Raw genomic sequence first — 16,029 nt, 5'->3', positions numbered from 1 at the left:
TGTGAATATTAAACCAATTGTTCCAATAATAAGTGTCCCAATGCTAAAAACACCTGTACACGCTCTCCTCCTCTTAATGATCGCCATGTTATGTGTACAAGGTAGCGGTTCTTTAGCCAAAATTTTATTTCAAAGTTTTCCAGTATTGACCGTATCCGCAATGCGCCTATGTTTTGGTGCGATCATTTTGGCAATTATTTTTAAAATTTGGACCATCAATTTTAAAGCTGTTCGTTGGAAAGCCATACTCAGCTACGGTATGGCACTAGCAGGAATGAACGCCCTCTTTTATTTATCACTGGAGCGCTTACCTCTAGGCTTGGCTGTTGCTTTTGAATTTATTGGACCTTTGAGCGTAGCACTTTATCATGCTCGCCAAAAATACGATTTCATTTGGGTAGGATGTGCCATTTTAGGCTTAATTCTACTTTTCCCACTACAACAAGCCCAGCAAGGACTGGATCTAGTCGGTGTCTTTTTTGCTGTCAGTGCGGGTGCCTGTTGGGCACTTTATATTATTGCAGGACAGAAGCCTTCTGGTATTTCAGGCAATCATACTGTCTGTTTGGGAATGAGTATCGGCATGCTATGTTTATTACCTTTCGCCATCTTTTCAGGGGCGCTTGATCGTGTCATTGAATTGCCAAATATCTACTATTTTATTGGACTGGCAATCTTAGCAAGTGCATTGCCCTTTACTTTAGAAATGATCGCATTAAGAAGCCTAACTCCTTTAAGTTTTGGAACACTCATGAGTCTTGAACCTGCCGTAGCTGCATTATCAGGATTTATTTTTCTGGGTGAGACTTTATTGTGGAATCAATGGCTTGCGCTTGGCACGATTATCATCGCATCGATCGGTTGTACATTTACCACTCAACATGCTCGACAGCAAAAAGTGAATAAATAAAATGAAAGCGTTCCATCACGATGTACTGTCTTCATCTTATAATCAAACCACCTATCTTGTAGGTATTTTTTACTTTGCTTTTGTAGATCTTCCATGAAAAATATCCAGTTGGTCGCGGTGCTGTACATGGTTCTTTCCATGGTGTCTTATCAAATCAGCGCTTCATTTGCCAAACAACTTATTGCAACACTTGATCCACTGACCGTCACTATTCTACGACTCTGTTTTGCAACGATTTTGGTTGCGATCATGTTCCGCTCATGGAAAGTATTATCTAAGCTAAAGTATTTAAAATGGCGTGATTTATTACTTTATAGTGCATCCTTAGGTTGTATGAATATTTTGTTCTATACATCTTTAGGCAAACTACCTCAAGGGATTGCTGTAGGTCTAGAATTCATCGGTCCTTTAGGATTAGCATTACTATCAATCAAACAGCGCAGTGATTATATTTGGGTGGTTTTTGCTATCTTAGGAATCGCATTAATGGTTCCTTGGCACGATGCGAACTCGGAAAATTTCTCCTATTTTGGAGCTGCTTGCGCTTTAAGTGCTGGACTCTTTTGGGCCTTGTATATTTATTTTGGGCATCGCGTGGTACAACAAAATATTGGGATGCATGCGCTTACTATTGCGATTGGTTTGTCTGCACTGACCTTATTACCCTTCGGACTTTGGAACAACACGCCTGCCTTAATCGATACGCAATATTGGGGCAAAGCCCTAGTGATTGCAGTATTAGCCACCGCCATTCCCTATGCGCTTGATTTGATGGCATTGAAACGGTTAAGCAAACTCAGTTATGGAACACTGACTAGTCTTGCACCTGCTTTAGCAGCATTAGCAGGACTCTTCATACTGCATGAGCAAATTAGTTTGATTCAATGGATCGCTCTTCTTTGTATCATGATCGCATCAATTGGAGTGACCTTACGTGGTGAAAAATCACAACCACAGTAAGATCACTTCTTATACTTTAAATAGAGAAAAATTAGGCATCTGAACGTTTATATTTTTTATATTCAGCTAGATATTTCTTACCTAATTTTTCCTTCTCACTATCTGCCAAAATTTTTCCTGCTTGTTGGAAAAACTTATGTTCCTCTTCTTTTAAATGATGATGCACCTTTTCACTTAATTGTTTTGCTGTCGCTAACCAACTTAGATTGCTCATGTCGGTTTCTTCTAATTTTTCTACCAATTCATCCATTTCATGATGTTCAGCCAATGCATGCCGAGTAATATCTAAACCCACATCATCAAACATCAATGGAATATACAAATAACGATCTTCAGCAATTGAGTGGGCATATAATTCATTTTTGAGCAAATCAAAAAGTTCTTTACGCTCATCACTCGATCCACTGGTGGTAATTAATTGATTCGCTAAACTACGTTGTTGTTCATGGCTTTCTCGAAGTGCTTCAAATATATTCATTTTTATCTCTAAGATTGGCGAACAACCACAGTACGAGATAGTAATTATCTTGTTACTGCGGTTTTAGGCTAAACATCCATCTTAGAAAGCGTTTATTTTTTAGACAGCATTATTTAGGTATGTTTTTGTTGTGAAACTTTATCTTTTGGTTCAAACAGTAACTATCATTTGATATCCCAATCGACAAATCAAAATACTCACCAAAATTAAAAACAATACTCGAATAAATCCGCTTCCATATTTTAAAGCAAGGCGTACACCCAACAATGAACCAGCAATATTTGCTAGTGCCATCATTAAACCCAATGCAAATAACACATGACCTGTTGGAATAAAGAAGCTTAATGCCGCCAGATTCGTCATGAAATTGCCAATTTTGGATAGTGCAGAAGCTTGCAAGAAATCAACTTGCAAAAAACGAATGAAAAAGAAAATAAAGAAGCTGCCTGTTCCAGGTCCAAAGATTCCATCATAAAAACCAATTGCTAAACTACCGACCGCAGCAAAGATCAACAGTTTAGGAGTAATACATTGATCCACATGAACTTGCCCAAACTGCTTTTTCATAAAAGTATAAATCGCAATCACGACCAGCATGACCAATACAAAAGGTCTTAGAATATGAGTGGGGATCATGGAGACACAAGCAGCTCCAGCGAAAGAACTTATGAATGCAAAAATCGCAATTACAAGTAAAAGTTTCCAGTTTAATTTGACCCACCTAGCAAAAGAAAATGCCGCCGATGCTGTACCACAAATTGAAGCAAGCTTATTGGTACCAAATATTGTTGCAGGTGAGGTATTTGGCAGTGCCCCCATTAGAGCAGGGATTTGTATGAGTCCACCGCCACCTACTGCTGCATCAATTGTTCCTGCACAAAAAGCAAAAAAGATTAAACTCAGAATGAGTTCCCACTCCATGAGTTATATCCTTATAAATTCAATAAACGTTTTGGCACTAATCGTTTTTTATCTGTAATTTCAGCTAAGCCCAAACAACGCTCACCATCGAATACCAATACTTCAGCAGCAGCTTCGTGCTCAATATTACTTTCTTGCCCATTACCAAAATATTTTTCGCGTCCCTCAGGGAGCTGTACACGAGGGAAATGTTCAACGGGTGCATAGACAGGTAGCAATAAAGCATCCCGTTGTTCAAGTGACAAACTTTCCAAATATTCAATGGTATAGTTTGGATCAATCTCAAAATGCCCTGTTTGAACACGGTGTAATTTTGTCAAATGTCCGCCACAGCCCAAAGCCTCACCAATATCCTCCCCCAACACACGGATATAAGTTCCTTTAGAACACGTCACGTCTAAGGTCAAACTGTCTTCTGTAAAACTTAAAAGCTTGAGTTCATAAATAGTGACTGGACGCGCTTCACGCTCAATTTCAATTCCTTGGCGCGCTAACTCATACAAAGGGCGACCTTCTCGTTTCAGTGCCGAATACATCGGTGGCACTTGCTTTATATCACCACGAAACTGTTCTAGAACCTGTTCAATATTAGCTTCAGTTAATACTGGCACATCTCTTTGTTGAAGAATTTCCCCTTCAACATCACCGGTAGCAGTTGTTTGTCCAAGTTTTACTGTTGTTTGATAACGCTTGGTAGAATCCAATAAATAATGCGAAAACTTGGTTGCCTCCCCTAAGCAAATCGGTAATAAACCTGTTGCAAGCGGATCTAAAGCACCTGTATGTCCTGCTTTCTGTGCATTAAAAAGTCGACGTACTTTTTGCAATGCCGAATTAGAACTTAAACCCAAGGGCTTATTAAGCAAAAAAACACCACTCAGATGGCGATAAGAACTTTTTTTCATAAATGAAAAGTCAAAGTATAAAACGGTATTTTATCAAAACTATTCATCGGATTTTTAAAAATTAAACGCTCAAAAAAACAACATTTATGATAAATTTATATTCGTTTCCGAAATTAAAAGCAAATGGATTATGCTTAATGGATAAAAATGGAAAAAAAATAGCATTATTATGTAGCTTATTGATCATTTCAGCAGTCACGCTGAGCGTATTGTATTGGTTATATCCTCAAGATCAGCAGTCACGGTTCAAATCAACTGCTCAATCCAGCAGCACCTCCTATTCAGCAGAACATTCTGAAAATTTAGGGCAGGCACAGGCACTTGATGCAACATTCAACAGCACAAGCCAGCTCGATACTGAAATCAACTGCAAACTACAGTTTAATGCATCACATAAATTAGTGGTGAATGAGCTGACCCGAGATTGCTTTGAATATTTCATTTCCCAATATGGCGAACGGAATATTGATGAAATCCGTCAGAGTTTTCAGCGCTATATTGCCAAGGGTTTTCAGGCATCGGAGCAGCAGCAGATTTTAGCCTTGTGGTCACGCTATGTAGATTATCGCAAAGAGCTGAGTAAGTTACAGGTGCAACAGCCTGCTCAGGAAAGCTATCAATATTTCCAGACTGTTTTTAATGCCATGCATGATTTAAAACAACGTTTCTTTTCAAAGCCTGAAATAGAAGGCTTATTTGGCACTGAGGATATTTATCAGCAATATACGCTCGACCGTATGCAAATTTTAGAAAATAATGCACTGGATGCTGGAGCAAAAGCGAAACAATTACAACAACGCTTTGAACAACTTCCTCAGGATTGGCAAGACAATCTTAAGGAGTTATCCAAACTTGATGATTTGCATTCCTTAACTGCACAAATCAAGGCCAGAAATGGTTCAGCGCAGGAACTTCGGGATATGCGGGTCAATCTGGTTGGAGAGGCAGCCACCCAACGTTTAGAGCAGCTTGATCAACAACGTTCTGACTGGAAACATCGAGTTCAAGCCTATCTTGATGAGCGTAAAACAATTATAGATAGCAATATGAGCACTTCAGCCAAGGATCAAGCCATTCAACAGCTCAAACAACAACAGTTCCAGTCTCCACAGGAACAGCAACGTCTACAAACATTTGAAACGGTTCATGACCAAGGAGGCACCTTACCTTTTAGCAACTAGGAACACGTAATACAAGACATTGAAATAATGCGATTTAGCAAGGATGCAATGTCAGTTCGCAAGAACATCAAGACCCTGATGAAAACAAAAACTGAGAGTAATATCATGCAAAAACTAATCCGCTGTCTTGCACTATCTATGATAGCAATGGGCGTATCAACAAGCTACGCATCAAACGCAACACAAGTTACAGGTACGGCCTCCTCTACTTATGCAAAAACCAAATACCCAATGGTTTTTGTACATGGTGTCGCAGGTTTTTCACGCGCAGGAAGTGATCCTCTAGGAGTTGATTACTGGCATCAAATTCTTCCTAACCTTGCTCGTAATGGTGCAAATGTCTGGGCGACACGACTTTCTCCTTTTAACTCAAATGAAATTCGTGGTGAACAACTCGCGCAACAAGTTGAAGAAATTATTGCAATTACTGGACAACCTAAAGTTAATTTAATTGGTCATAGCCAAGGTGGTCCAACGATCCGTTACGTGGCTGGCATTATGCCGAATAAAGTTGCATCATTAACCAGTGTAAGTGGCACTCATAAGGGTTCACCTGTCGCTAGTTTAATTATGAATGTAGATGGTACTATCTTAGGTACAGCTGGCTCTGCCGTCGTGAACTTTTTCTCAGGAGCGATTACATGGTCACAAGGACTTGATCCAAAAAGCTATCCTCACGATGCTTTAGCCGCTGGACGTAGTATTTCGGTAGAAGGTTCAACCCAATTCAATACACGCTTCCCAATGGGCGTACCAACTACAACATGTGGCGAAGGTAATTATCAAGAGAAAGGAATATATATGTATTCATTCTCAGGAACTCAAGCAGTCACAAACATTCTTGACCCTCTTGATCCACTATTTGCAGGTACGAGCCTAATTGTCGATATTAAAGGAGATAATGATGGTATGGTCAGCCGTTGTAGCGCTAAGTTTGGACGTACAATTAGAGATAATCTCCCTTGGAATCATGCAGATGAAGTGAATCAGGTTTTAGGTTTGAAATCACTGTTTGCACCTGATCCAATTGATATTTATCGTCAACATGCCAATCGACTAAAATTACAAGGACTATAGAGCAGACATAAAAAAATGCGCCAATTGGCGCATTTTTTTGCTTTACAACAAAGTTAAAATTAACCTTGTTTACGAGCTGGTAACTTTTCACGAATACGTGCAGCTTTACCAGACAACTCGCGTAGGTAGTAAAGTTTAGCACGACGAACGTCACCACGACGTTTCACTTCGATTTTAGCAACGATTGGAGAGTGAGTTTGGAAAACACGCTCAACACCAACACCGCTAGAGATTTTACGAACTGTGAAAGCAGAGTTTAAACCACGGTTTTTCTTCGCGATTACAACACCTTCAAATGCTTGAAGACGCTCACGGTCACCCTCTTTTACTTTAACTTGGACAATTACTGTGTCACCAGGAGCAAAAGCAGGGATATCAGTTTTTAACTGTGCATTTTCAACAGCTTGAACTAAAGGATGTTTACCACTCATTGTGGAATCTCCAATATGTGCGGGAGAGAAGAGGTCTCTTACACCGCTGAGGATAGAGGCTAAAGCGCATATCTCTCGTTTAACTTTCCCTTTAAAGCAAAATTGCCCTAAAGAGCCTATTTTTCAACTTAAACTAAGTTTAAGTAGCAACTCGAAGCAATGCTTCTCGTCTGGAACAAAGATAAATCATACTTATGAGCCACATATCTAAAACATATTTAGATTTGCATTTATCCTTGTGAATTTTTTAACCATTTTATTTGCTGCTTAGTCAATTCTACTTTTTCAACCAACTCTGGTCGTCGATCTAAAGTACGCTGATAACGCTGCAAAAAACGCCATTTTTGGATATTGGCATGATGTCCTGATTTAAGTACCTCAGGCACATCCAACCCTTCAAAATGGTCAGGTTTTGTATATTGCGGACAGTCTAATAAACCATCCACAAAAGAATCTTGTATTGCTGATTGCTCATCAGACATGACATTCGGCAAACGACGAATGACACTATCAAGCAACACCATCGCAGGTAGTTCACCACCTGAAAGCACATAATCCCCAATTGACCACTCTTGATCAACATAATGCTGGATTAAACGTTCATCTACACCTTCATAACGACCACATAATACAATCAATCCATCATAATCAACGAATTGTTGTACTGCTTGTTCATTTAAGGTTTTGCCTTGCGGTGACATATACACCACTGGCGCTTGAACACAGCCGGCTTGCATCGCAAGTTGTTTAGCATGGGTAATTGCTTTTGCCAAAGGCTCAGCCATCATGACCATACCAGGACCACCACCGAAAGGACGCTCATCCACTCGTTTGTAGTTGCCCTCTGCAAAATCTCTTGGATTTATGCAAGTGACTTGCACAATATTTTTTTTTGTTGCTCTTCCGCTAATGCCATATGCCGTAATTGCTTCAAACATTTCAGGAAATAATGTGATGACTGCAAAAAACATCGCAGACTCCTCTATTCCTGCTGCGTTACAATCCATTGAGGATTAGTAATCTACGCCCCAATTAACGTAAATACGACCAGCTTCAAGATCAACACGTTGTACCACATCTTTATGCCAAGGAATCATTCGTTCTTCAGCATCAACACTGTCAGCAGTCGCTTTGACTACCATGACATCATTGGCACCTGTCTCAAATAATTCAAAGATTTGACCAAGATTTACTTCTTGCTCATCATCACCAAGACCTAATACTGTTAAACCTTTAAGATCTGACCAGTAATATTCGTCTACATCAGCTTTAGGAAGCTGAGATTTGGCAATCCAAATATTTGCACCGACTAAGTTTTCTGCACCTGTGCGATCATTCACACCTTTTAATGCCACAACTAAGCCTTTGCCATGAGGTTTCCAACGTTTTACATCTATAGTTTGCCAACCTGCCTTAGTCTCGATGTACCAAGGAAGGTAGTCAAACATATTACTCATAGGTTCAGTATTTGAGTAAACCCAGAGCCACCCATTCAATCCATACGCTGAACGTAACTGTCCAATCTGAATTCGATCTTCGGGAACATTCTGTATTGATGTCATGGGTTATCTACTACCCTTAAGCAGTAGCTGCAGCTTTCTTAGCTTGAGCAGCTAAAGAAGCAACGCGTTCTGAAGGTTGAGCACCTTGAGCAACCCAATGAGCAAAACGGTCAGCGTCTAAACGAACTTTTTCAGCTTTACCTTGTGCAGTTGGGTTAAAGAAACCAATACGTTCGATGAAACGACCATCACGTGCATTACGGCTATCAGTAACGATGATTTGGTAGAATGGACGTTTTTTTGCACCACCGCGCGCTAAACGAATAACAACCATGAGAACAACCTTATAGTTTTTACGGATTATCCCTGCGTCGACCACCGACAGCATTTCAAACCCCTTTAATAGAGGGCGATATTCTACGTTATATTTGAGGCAAAATAAAGCTTAAATTTGAGTTATCCACAGTTTTGAATTTAGTTATTGTTTTAGATCAGATAAATCGTTTGAAAGAACTTGAACTGTGTCCAATTCAAGTTCTTATTCAGATTGTTACCAAGCGGTGCAAGTATCTGGCGGTACATCATTTCCGTCAGCATCAGTGGTCTCAACTAACGAAGGGGTATCTTTTCCTTCATACCAGCATTTTATACTCTGATAATTTAAAGTGATTGCTCCTGTACCCACTTGGCTAGTACCAGTTTTAGGTGTAGCAGTTAAAGTCCAAGCTTCCGAACTTAATGCCCCACTCGTTAGTGGAGATAAAGTGACATCATAAAGCGCCTGTCCCTGTAAAGGATAAGCACTTGCAATACCTAGATCTGTTGTCGTTGCATTCTTTACTTTAAAGTTCGCAATTTTATAACGCTGTATTTTTGCTCCAAGATCAATCAATGTACTCTGCATTTCGACACGTTTGGTTTTACGAACATGATTCTGATAAGAAGGATATGCGATCGCAGCTAATATGCCAATAATTGCAACAACAATCATCACCTCAATGAGGGTAAATCCTTTGTTGAATTTTACCATGGCTCCTCTCCCGTACCGCATCCTGTCGAGACTACATTCGCAGCTGTTTTATTTTTACAACGTAAGCCAGTACTCGTCATTAGAAAGTTATAGTTTTGAGCATCAGAAGTTATTCCATATAAAACCCAAGAACGTCCTGAGGCATCAGTAGCTGAAAGTAATTTACCATTACCTGAGCCTTTGGCTGCTGTAGTAGTAGTTGCACCATCTTTTAAATCAAAGCTATAAGTTCGAGGTGCAACAACACCTTGGGTGGATAGATCGAAGCCCTTGTAACTAAAATTACGTGCTTTATGACGTTCAAGTAGCACTGAGATACGTTGCATTTCTTGCTGCATTTGAGCAGCAAGCGCACGTCGAGCATAAGCTTGATATGAAGGGATTGCGATGGCAGCGATAATCGCAATGATTATAAGAACCACCATCAATTCAATCAGGGTGAAGCCGTTATTTTTTTTCATGTTTCACCTATCGTTCATACCAGCGCTGAGCAATTAACTTAACTTTTGTTGCGTAAGTATCATTTAAGTTATTGCTCAACAATGCCCCACCGACTAAACGGGTTGTCCCATCTCCACCACTCGCAATTGCATGATTTTGTATCCCTGGACCATGATCATCACTATAATTCGAATCTGTACGATCAGGGTAATCAATACTTGAGCACTGGCCGAACGGCATACAGAAAATCTGTACTTTACTTACCCCTTGTACACCACCACCACATGTTCCCGTCAAACCTAAACGGCTCGCGTCATAACTACTCACATACAAGTCATAATCAATCACTGTTGGCGAGAAAAAGATTTTTTCATGTTGAATCTTGGTACCGCCAGGAAGCTTATAGTACCATCCCGCTGAACTTGCATAAGGAGCAACTAAAGTCGTCATTTGCGCAGCACTTTGTTGGAATCGATTACTCATCGTAATTTCATTTATTGCTGACGTAGTTAAACTATTTCCAACTGATGCATCCTGAGTGTAAAGCGTAGTTGTAGTGTATAAATCAGCTCGGGCAACATCTTTGTCATAAATTGTATAGAGCGCATCATAATTTCGCCCTGAATCATATCCAGCCAATGGGTGACTTAAATTGCCACTACCAATTGAAATTGCAGCAAATAAATTCCCACTAGCACTATCTTCAAAGATTGCAAATGAAGGTGCTGAATAAAAACGAGGGCTCGTTCCATTTGAAGCATGCATATTTAAGATACGGGTCGAACGAGTCGCAAAAGCACCTATTGTTGACGCCTGATTATTAAGATCAATACGAAAAACCTGACCTCCTAAATCACCGAAATATAGATGATCAACCAAACCATCGTTATCTCTATCAGCAGTTTTAATATCACTTACAACACTATATTTAAGATTAGGATCTTTAAGAGCAACAATACCTGATGCGGTATTGGCAGGACTTGTTTCTGTTGCGTTATTACTTGCCCACCATAATAAATTACCATTTAACGCATCAAACATGTATACGCCAGCGCCTATACCATTTGTTTGATTGTAGCTGTCACTTTCATAACCGCCATTGTTTGCCTTGCCTGTGGTACCACCAGCATCATATCCACCACCCACAAACATCACTAACTTGCGAGCACCATTCCAATTTACCCATGCAATTTTAGGTTTAGACCAGCTTTCGCCCATATAACTCAGTGGTCCCGAACTAGCTGCATCTGGATTGATATGAAATTTAAGGTTTGGATTATTCATATCTTTCAAATCTAGTGCGTAGTAGCTTCTACCTCCCATTCGAAGACCGCCATAGACTAATTGCTTACCCTCTAGATTCGTACTACCGTCTATAGATTTACCTCTGCCTACAGTTAGAGTTCCATCAGCTTTTGGTACATATTCAGTGTAAGCTGTCCACGGTGCATCAATACCATAGAATAAATTGGCAGTACCCCCCGTAGTCTGATCTGGTGTTAAAAATGCTTTGCTTTGTTTTTCCACCATTTCATGCGGTACAAAAGCAAAGACTTCTTTACCCCCACCATTTGTCGTCGTGTAGTCATCTGCTTTTACTACATGTAGCAAGCCTTGCGTACTACCAAACAATACATAATCTTCACGACCACTCGACTCGAGTTGTTTAGTCGTCGCGTTATAAGTCATTTTCCCTTCATTAGACAATAACAGTGGCGATGAATGCATCACCGCACCCAACTGACGCAAGTCCAGCAAAGTTGTAATATCTGTTGCTTTCGGGTCACCAACAGCTGAACCACCTGTAGCATAATTTTTACGTTCGATACGCGTGAGTGAGGTTCCTTCACTTGCGACACCACTGGTCACAACACGGTTGGTGAGTAATTTACGATTTTCAACAGTAACACCACTCGTATTCACCGAAGTACCTAATGCTAACTGTGATTTAACCCCCCCCATACGTGCATAGAGCTCACTACCAAAAACTGTTTCATCGCCTTTGGCAATTGCATCCGTTGGACTGACATCTGGTGCCCAGTAATCATGTGTACCAGTAATTAATTGTCCTTGGTCATTTGTAACCGCTTCTTTTTCTTCAGCAGCACCAATCACCTCATTATTTTTCCCAACTAATCGCCCTAAATTATTGACTCGGTACTTTTTCATATTCCCCGCCCAAAGCTGACTTCCTGCCGTAGTTGACTGATTCGGGGTTGGTTTAAATTGAGAAAAATAAGCATTGCTCTGTACGAGCACTGGGTTAAGTGGGTCTTGTGGAATCGTTGGCGCACCTGTAGTCATATAAGGAATATCAACCTTGCCCACATCGGCAATAAAATCTTTAATCGTTTTCGACAATGAATCTGGATCTTGAACAGAGTTATACCCACCACCACCGTTCAAACCTGCATAAGCAGCATACCTTTTGTCATTCACTATTTTTGTATCGACGGATGAACTACTAAGATTAGTATTGATAGTATTTTGCGTGGTCACTTTAGGGTCATATGGTTGCAGATCAGGAAGTCCGAGCGTCATCGTCGAACCATAACTCACCACGACCGATTTTACTGGCATATTAATTCTAGACTTACCAGCCAATAAACGCGTAGCGGCAGTGTTAACACATTTCCACGCAAAACCATCACCAGCCGCCCCACCACTACCACCATCTGGACACTGCCCTACACTGCTTAAAATGGTACTACCCGTTTCTACTCTTAAAATAGAATTCAATTTATTTCTTGCATACCCTACATCATCAGAGTCAGGAATACCTGAAGTCAAAGTAAAAATACCATAACCTGAACATTGGTCTGCAGTTAAAATCGTCCCATCGGAATTGGTCAATAAACCATGAGCTGCATCGGCATAGCCTTTTGCTACTGGCACTTCTTTCTCATCATAATTTGTTTCTGATATATCTATACCAGCTACAATCCTGCTTAATTGATCACGACCATCGGTACACCCTGTATAAGGTGCTGTCTCACAAATCGCACCTGTAGTCGGGTTATACCAAGCTAATGGCACTGGCCTAGTCACCCTGTCACTACCATCCACACGACCTGCAGCAATACGTTTTGGACCATCATGCTTTGGGAAAAAAGATAAGCCAATTTTTACGCCAGACCCCAAAGTAGCATCATTAATTACATTTAAAGCACTACGTTTTAACATTGTTAACCGGCTATAACATTTTCGATCGCCCGCCGCCGTAGCTGGACATAAGTTTGTGACTCGAGTTTTGGCAGCAGCAGCCAAACCATCATAAGTCGCTTTGGGCATTTCACAATAAAGCGCATTATAGCTATAAGATTTTGTACCGTAGGTTTGTGTTTCAGATTCAATATAGTATTTCTGATTACCTTTAGGACATTGCACGCCAGGGAAGTCATCTTGAATGGTACTTGGACCACCTTTCATCCCTGAAGGATCACCTGACATAGAGGTTGAGTTATCCAAATTCAACATTACCCGTGCTTTACCATCTGCAGCACTCGGTGCTTTATAAATTTCGATATCACTGGCATTATTGGCAGTCACACACAGCATTAACGTGGTTAATACTGAGAGCTTAAATGTCATTATTTTCGCTGTATTTTTCATGGTTTAATCCCTCAACATTAAGTTCGGTCAAATGCTTGCGTTAAGTTATATTCGGTAACTTGCGTATTTACTGGCACACCCAAATCTTGCAAACATTGCGACACACTCTTATTCATACCCGCAGCAGGTGTAACGCTACTCGGAATCACCACCTGATTCATATGTCTTGAAAAACAATTATTAATATCACTATCAGAAGCTGTACTCATTGAGGGTACAATTGATGTGGCGATCACCATGATTTTTTCTGATTTATCAATTTTTGCAGAATCGGTATCAGTACCTCTTTGCATAAAGTCAAATGCTCTATCAACTCCAACAAGAACACTGTTGTTTAGATTTGTATTTACTTTAATTGCAACTTGAGTCATTACTGCCTTACGACCACTCGTAAAAAAATTATTTGTGTTATCTAGCTTACAAAAACCATCAATGCCTAACTCAGCATTCGAAGGGGCATTTCCTGAAAACCACTGAATGAAGCTTGCCCTTGAAAAACTATAAAAACTACTCTCAGCACCTTTATAACAAAATACTAATTCTTTACCTTTATTAGCATCAGCTTTTACTAATCCAAATAAACCATCATATGCTGTGTTCCTTTGCAGTAAATTAGGGGATTCAACATTAAAAATAGCAGCATCTGAATTTTGTAAAAGTAATTGTTGGCCTTGACTATTTGTCGCAATATTCAATGTTGTTAAGCTACCACGTATTGCTAAAGTACCAACTACAGTCAATACCAATAATAAGATTAGCACTACGATTAGAGTTGCACCTTTTTGTCTTCTTCTCATTATTCTCTCTCCCCAAGTGCATTTCGTAGTGCTACTGTCTGAGAAACTACTTGACGAATATATTTAGGATCTGTTGATGTTTTTACTTTTACAATTTGATCAAGAATAGTAAATTGTTGATCTGCTTTAACAGCTGATTCATTTCCAACTGATTGAGTTGATCGAACTAACATACCTAATTGAATCGATAAAATTCGAGGACGTGGAGCTGTTAACTCCATATAGTCTTTAATTGATATATATTGATTCTTAATACTTGTGACAGGTGTACTAGTGGATGAATCTGTTTCTGGCCCTTGTACACCTAACAAAACCCTGAACTGATCGACACGTTTAATTAGAATTTCACCAGCACCACCATAGTTTGTAATTGCCGTTGGCGCAGTTGCTGGAATTGTTGCAGGGATAGCGGCTGAGGTCGCAGTTGCGGCAATTGCACCATGAAAAGTTCCTATCGCATAATATCCAGCATCACATGCTAGTGCTAAAGGGGATGCTTCATTAGTAGATTGATTATCATCTTCCCTTAAGAAATAACGTTGTACATATATTCTTAAGTTCTCCGCTGCTGAAAAACGTATTTCATTACCCTCACAATCAAAACCTCCTACGTATTGATCATCTGTAGTACTTGTTGTACCTCTATTATCAATCGTATATTGAGGTAAATATTGAATAACTAGCTGATCACTTCTTAAATCACTACCAGCAACATTTGTAACATTTGATGTTCCAGTCCACTCATTTCCTGTACCAATAGCTGCTAAACGATCGTCACTTTGAGAAACCAAAGTATCAACTAAGGTTATTGTTGAAGGAATTGTTGGTTTTTTTATTGATGAACTATCAATTTCAACATCAGCCGAATCTTTTGTTGTAAAGACTACACCACCATATAAAGTAGCATCATTTATTTCAGCTTTTTTGGTGTTCAAATTACTCATGCGAATATCTTTAGTTATGTAATTTAATCCAAAGTTAGCGTTATCCTGTAATTCAGCCACACCTTTTTGCATAGCCGCACTGCGCTGACCAGTCACAAATAATAAGATGGCAGCAGCTGTAATAATTAAACCTAAAGTTAGGGAAATCATTAGCTCGATTAGTGTGAAACCTAATTGTTTATGGTTCATTCTAATAGGTCTCCATAATTACACAGGTCGACGTAGTGTTATATGCTGCACCATTTGTACAATCACCCGTACCCGTTCCATCTGTAGCACTAGTATCCCCCCAAGCTACATAGATGCAATTGCGACCATTATTGTTCCCAGAACAAGTTCGCATATTCATGGTCATCCCTAAAGCAGATGCTTTGGTTACAACCTGAGACACATCGAAATCTGCCATAGATGTAGCACTGCACAACGAAGTCATACAATTAGTTGTATAATCTGTTTGATTCTCCGTTTGAATTTGAGTGGCGTAGTTTGCCAAACCGTCTCGATTAGCACGTATACGCTCTGCCATATCCCGAGCAATATTCATTGCTTGCACTCGATTAATCGCTTCTGATGTTGCTTCTACTGCCCGATATTGCAAAGCAACAAAGCCTAAAACACCTACAGCCAATACCAATAAGGCAACCAGCACCTCAACCATGCCAACACCAATTTGTTTTTGTTTCATACTCATAAAAAACCTAGTTCTATTTATTTTAATGACTGCATTAAGCACAAACATGCCTCACCCTTTGTGCTATTTTTTGAGTTAATTTTATTTTTATGCCACTTTTATAATAACCTTCTTGCACCCCCTATAGTCCTACCTTGGGAAGGGAGAAC

Annotated in this window: 17 protein-coding genes; 4 read left to right on the top strand and 13 right to left on the bottom strand. The window is 39.8% G+C overall.

All coding sequences use genetic code 11. The annotated features are described in order from the left end of the window. Positions 1-40 precede the first annotated feature (40 nt). Positions 41-910 carry an EamA family transporter gene (locus tag IRT38_RS04745; RefSeq protein ID WP_004964525.1) on the top strand — a complete coding sequence of 290 codons (870 nt, stop codon included), beginning with the start codon at positions 41-43 and terminating at the stop codon, positions 908-910. 93 nt (positions 911-1,003) lie between these two features. Beyond that, positions 1,004-1,870 (top strand): EamA family transporter, encoded by an 867-nt coding sequence (locus IRT38_RS04740; protein WP_004909535.1) that lies wholly within the window; start codon positions 1,004-1,006, stop codon positions 1,868-1,870. A 31-nt stretch (positions 1,871-1,901) separates the two neighbouring features. Here the strand turns inward: IRT38_RS04740 and IRT38_RS04735 are convergent, their stop codons facing one another. The 3 genes from IRT38_RS04735 to truB all read right to left on the bottom strand — a co-directional run bounded on the left by IRT38_RS04735 (position 1,902) and on the right by truB (position 4,174). Beyond that, entirely contained in the window at positions 1,902-2,348 is a 447-nt protein-coding gene (locus IRT38_RS04735; protein WP_194597077.1) for a hemerythrin domain-containing protein, read from the bottom strand. Between the two features lie 150 nt (positions 2,349-2,498). Beyond that, a complete protein-coding gene (locus IRT38_RS04730) occupies positions 2,499-3,269 on the bottom strand; it encodes a sulfite exporter TauE/SafE family protein (RefSeq protein ID WP_194597076.1) in 771 nt (256 codons plus the stop codon). A gap of 11 nt (positions 3,270-3,280) precedes the next feature. Beyond that, positions 3,281-4,174 carry a tRNA pseudouridine(55) synthase TruB gene (truB, locus tag IRT38_RS04725; RefSeq protein ID WP_194597075.1) on the bottom strand — a complete coding sequence of 298 codons (894 nt, stop codon included), beginning with the start codon at positions 4,172-4,174 and terminating at the stop codon, positions 3,281-3,283. Between the two features lie 137 nt (positions 4,175-4,311). Between truB and IRT38_RS04720 the strand changes: the two genes are divergently transcribed. Further along, positions 4,312-5,355: a lipase secretion chaperone gene (locus IRT38_RS04720; protein ID WP_194597074.1), complete on the top strand. Its 1,044-nt coding sequence runs from the start codon at positions 4,312-4,314 to the stop codon at positions 5,353-5,355. Positions 5,356-5,460: 105 nt separating this feature from the next. Continuing rightward, the gene (locus IRT38_RS04715; RefSeq protein WP_194597073.1) at positions 5,461-6,432 is read left to right on the top strand and encodes a lipase family alpha/beta hydrolase; all 972 of its coding nucleotides are present in this window, start codon (positions 5,461-5,463) and stop codon (positions 6,430-6,432) included. Between the two features lie 59 nt (positions 6,433-6,491). Here IRT38_RS04715 and rplS read toward each other — a convergent pair whose 3' ends face one another. The 10 genes from rplS to pilV form a co-directional block, all read right to left on the bottom strand. Further along, a complete protein-coding gene (gene rplS / locus IRT38_RS04710) occupies positions 6,492-6,863 on the bottom strand; it encodes a 50S ribosomal protein L19 (protein ID WP_004660214.1) in 372 nt (123 codons plus the stop codon). A 230-nt stretch (positions 6,864-7,093) separates the two neighbouring features. After that, positions 7,094-7,834: a tRNA (guanosine(37)-N1)-methyltransferase TrmD gene (gene trmD / locus IRT38_RS04705; RefSeq protein ID WP_194597072.1), complete on the bottom strand. Its 741-nt coding sequence runs from the start codon at positions 7,832-7,834 to the stop codon at positions 7,094-7,096. A gap of 42 nt (positions 7,835-7,876) precedes the next feature. Next, on the bottom strand, positions 7,877-8,425 hold the full coding sequence (gene rimM / locus IRT38_RS04700) for a ribosome maturation factor RimM (protein ID WP_161418489.1): 549 nt from the start codon (positions 8,423-8,425) through the stop codon (positions 7,877-7,879). A gap of 16 nt (positions 8,426-8,441) precedes the next feature. Next, on the bottom strand, positions 8,442-8,699 hold the full coding sequence (gene rpsP / locus IRT38_RS04695; protein ID WP_004964546.1) for a 30S ribosomal protein S16: 258 nt from the start codon (positions 8,697-8,699) through the stop codon (positions 8,442-8,444). Positions 8,700-8,915: 216 nt separating this feature from the next. After that, on the bottom strand, positions 8,916-9,395 hold the full coding sequence (locus IRT38_RS04690) for a type IV pilin protein (protein WP_194597071.1): 480 nt from the start codon (positions 9,393-9,395) through the stop codon (positions 8,916-8,918). Further along, the gene (locus IRT38_RS04685; RefSeq protein WP_194597070.1) at positions 9,389-9,856 is read right to left on the bottom strand and encodes a type IV pilin protein; all 468 of its coding nucleotides are present in this window, start codon (positions 9,854-9,856) and stop codon (positions 9,389-9,391) included. Before IRT38_RS04685 ends, IRT38_RS04690 begins: the two co-directional genes overlap by 7 nt. A gap of 7 nt (positions 9,857-9,863) precedes the next feature. Continuing rightward, positions 9,864-13,448, bottom strand: a complete 3,585-nt coding sequence (locus tag IRT38_RS04680; protein ID WP_194597069.1) for a pilus assembly protein — start codon at positions 13,446-13,448, stop codon at positions 9,864-9,866. A 17-nt stretch (positions 13,449-13,465) separates the two neighbouring features. Next, a complete protein-coding gene (locus IRT38_RS04675; protein ID WP_194597068.1) occupies positions 13,466-14,245 on the bottom strand; it encodes a PilX N-terminal domain-containing pilus assembly protein in 780 nt (259 codons plus the stop codon). Next, on the bottom strand, positions 14,245-15,378 hold the full coding sequence (locus tag IRT38_RS04670) for a PilW family protein (protein WP_194597067.1): 1,134 nt from the start codon (positions 15,376-15,378) through the stop codon (positions 14,245-14,247). The genes IRT38_RS04675 and IRT38_RS04670 overlap by 1 nt, the downstream gene beginning before the upstream one ends. 1 nt (position 15,379) lies before the next feature. Then, positions 15,380-15,880, bottom strand: a complete 501-nt coding sequence (pilV, locus tag IRT38_RS04665) for a type IV pilus modification protein PilV (RefSeq protein ID WP_194597066.1) — start codon at positions 15,878-15,880, stop codon at positions 15,380-15,382. Positions 15,881-16,029: the final 149 nt, after the last annotated feature.

This window comes from Acinetobacter sp. SK-43, assembly GCF_015351505.1.
GTDB classification, from domain to species: Bacteria; Pseudomonadota; Gammaproteobacteria; order Pseudomonadales; family Moraxellaceae; genus Acinetobacter; species Acinetobacter junii.
The sequence above is the reverse complement of the archived record's forward strand: the minus strand, read 5'-3'. Positions and strand labels throughout refer to the sequence as shown.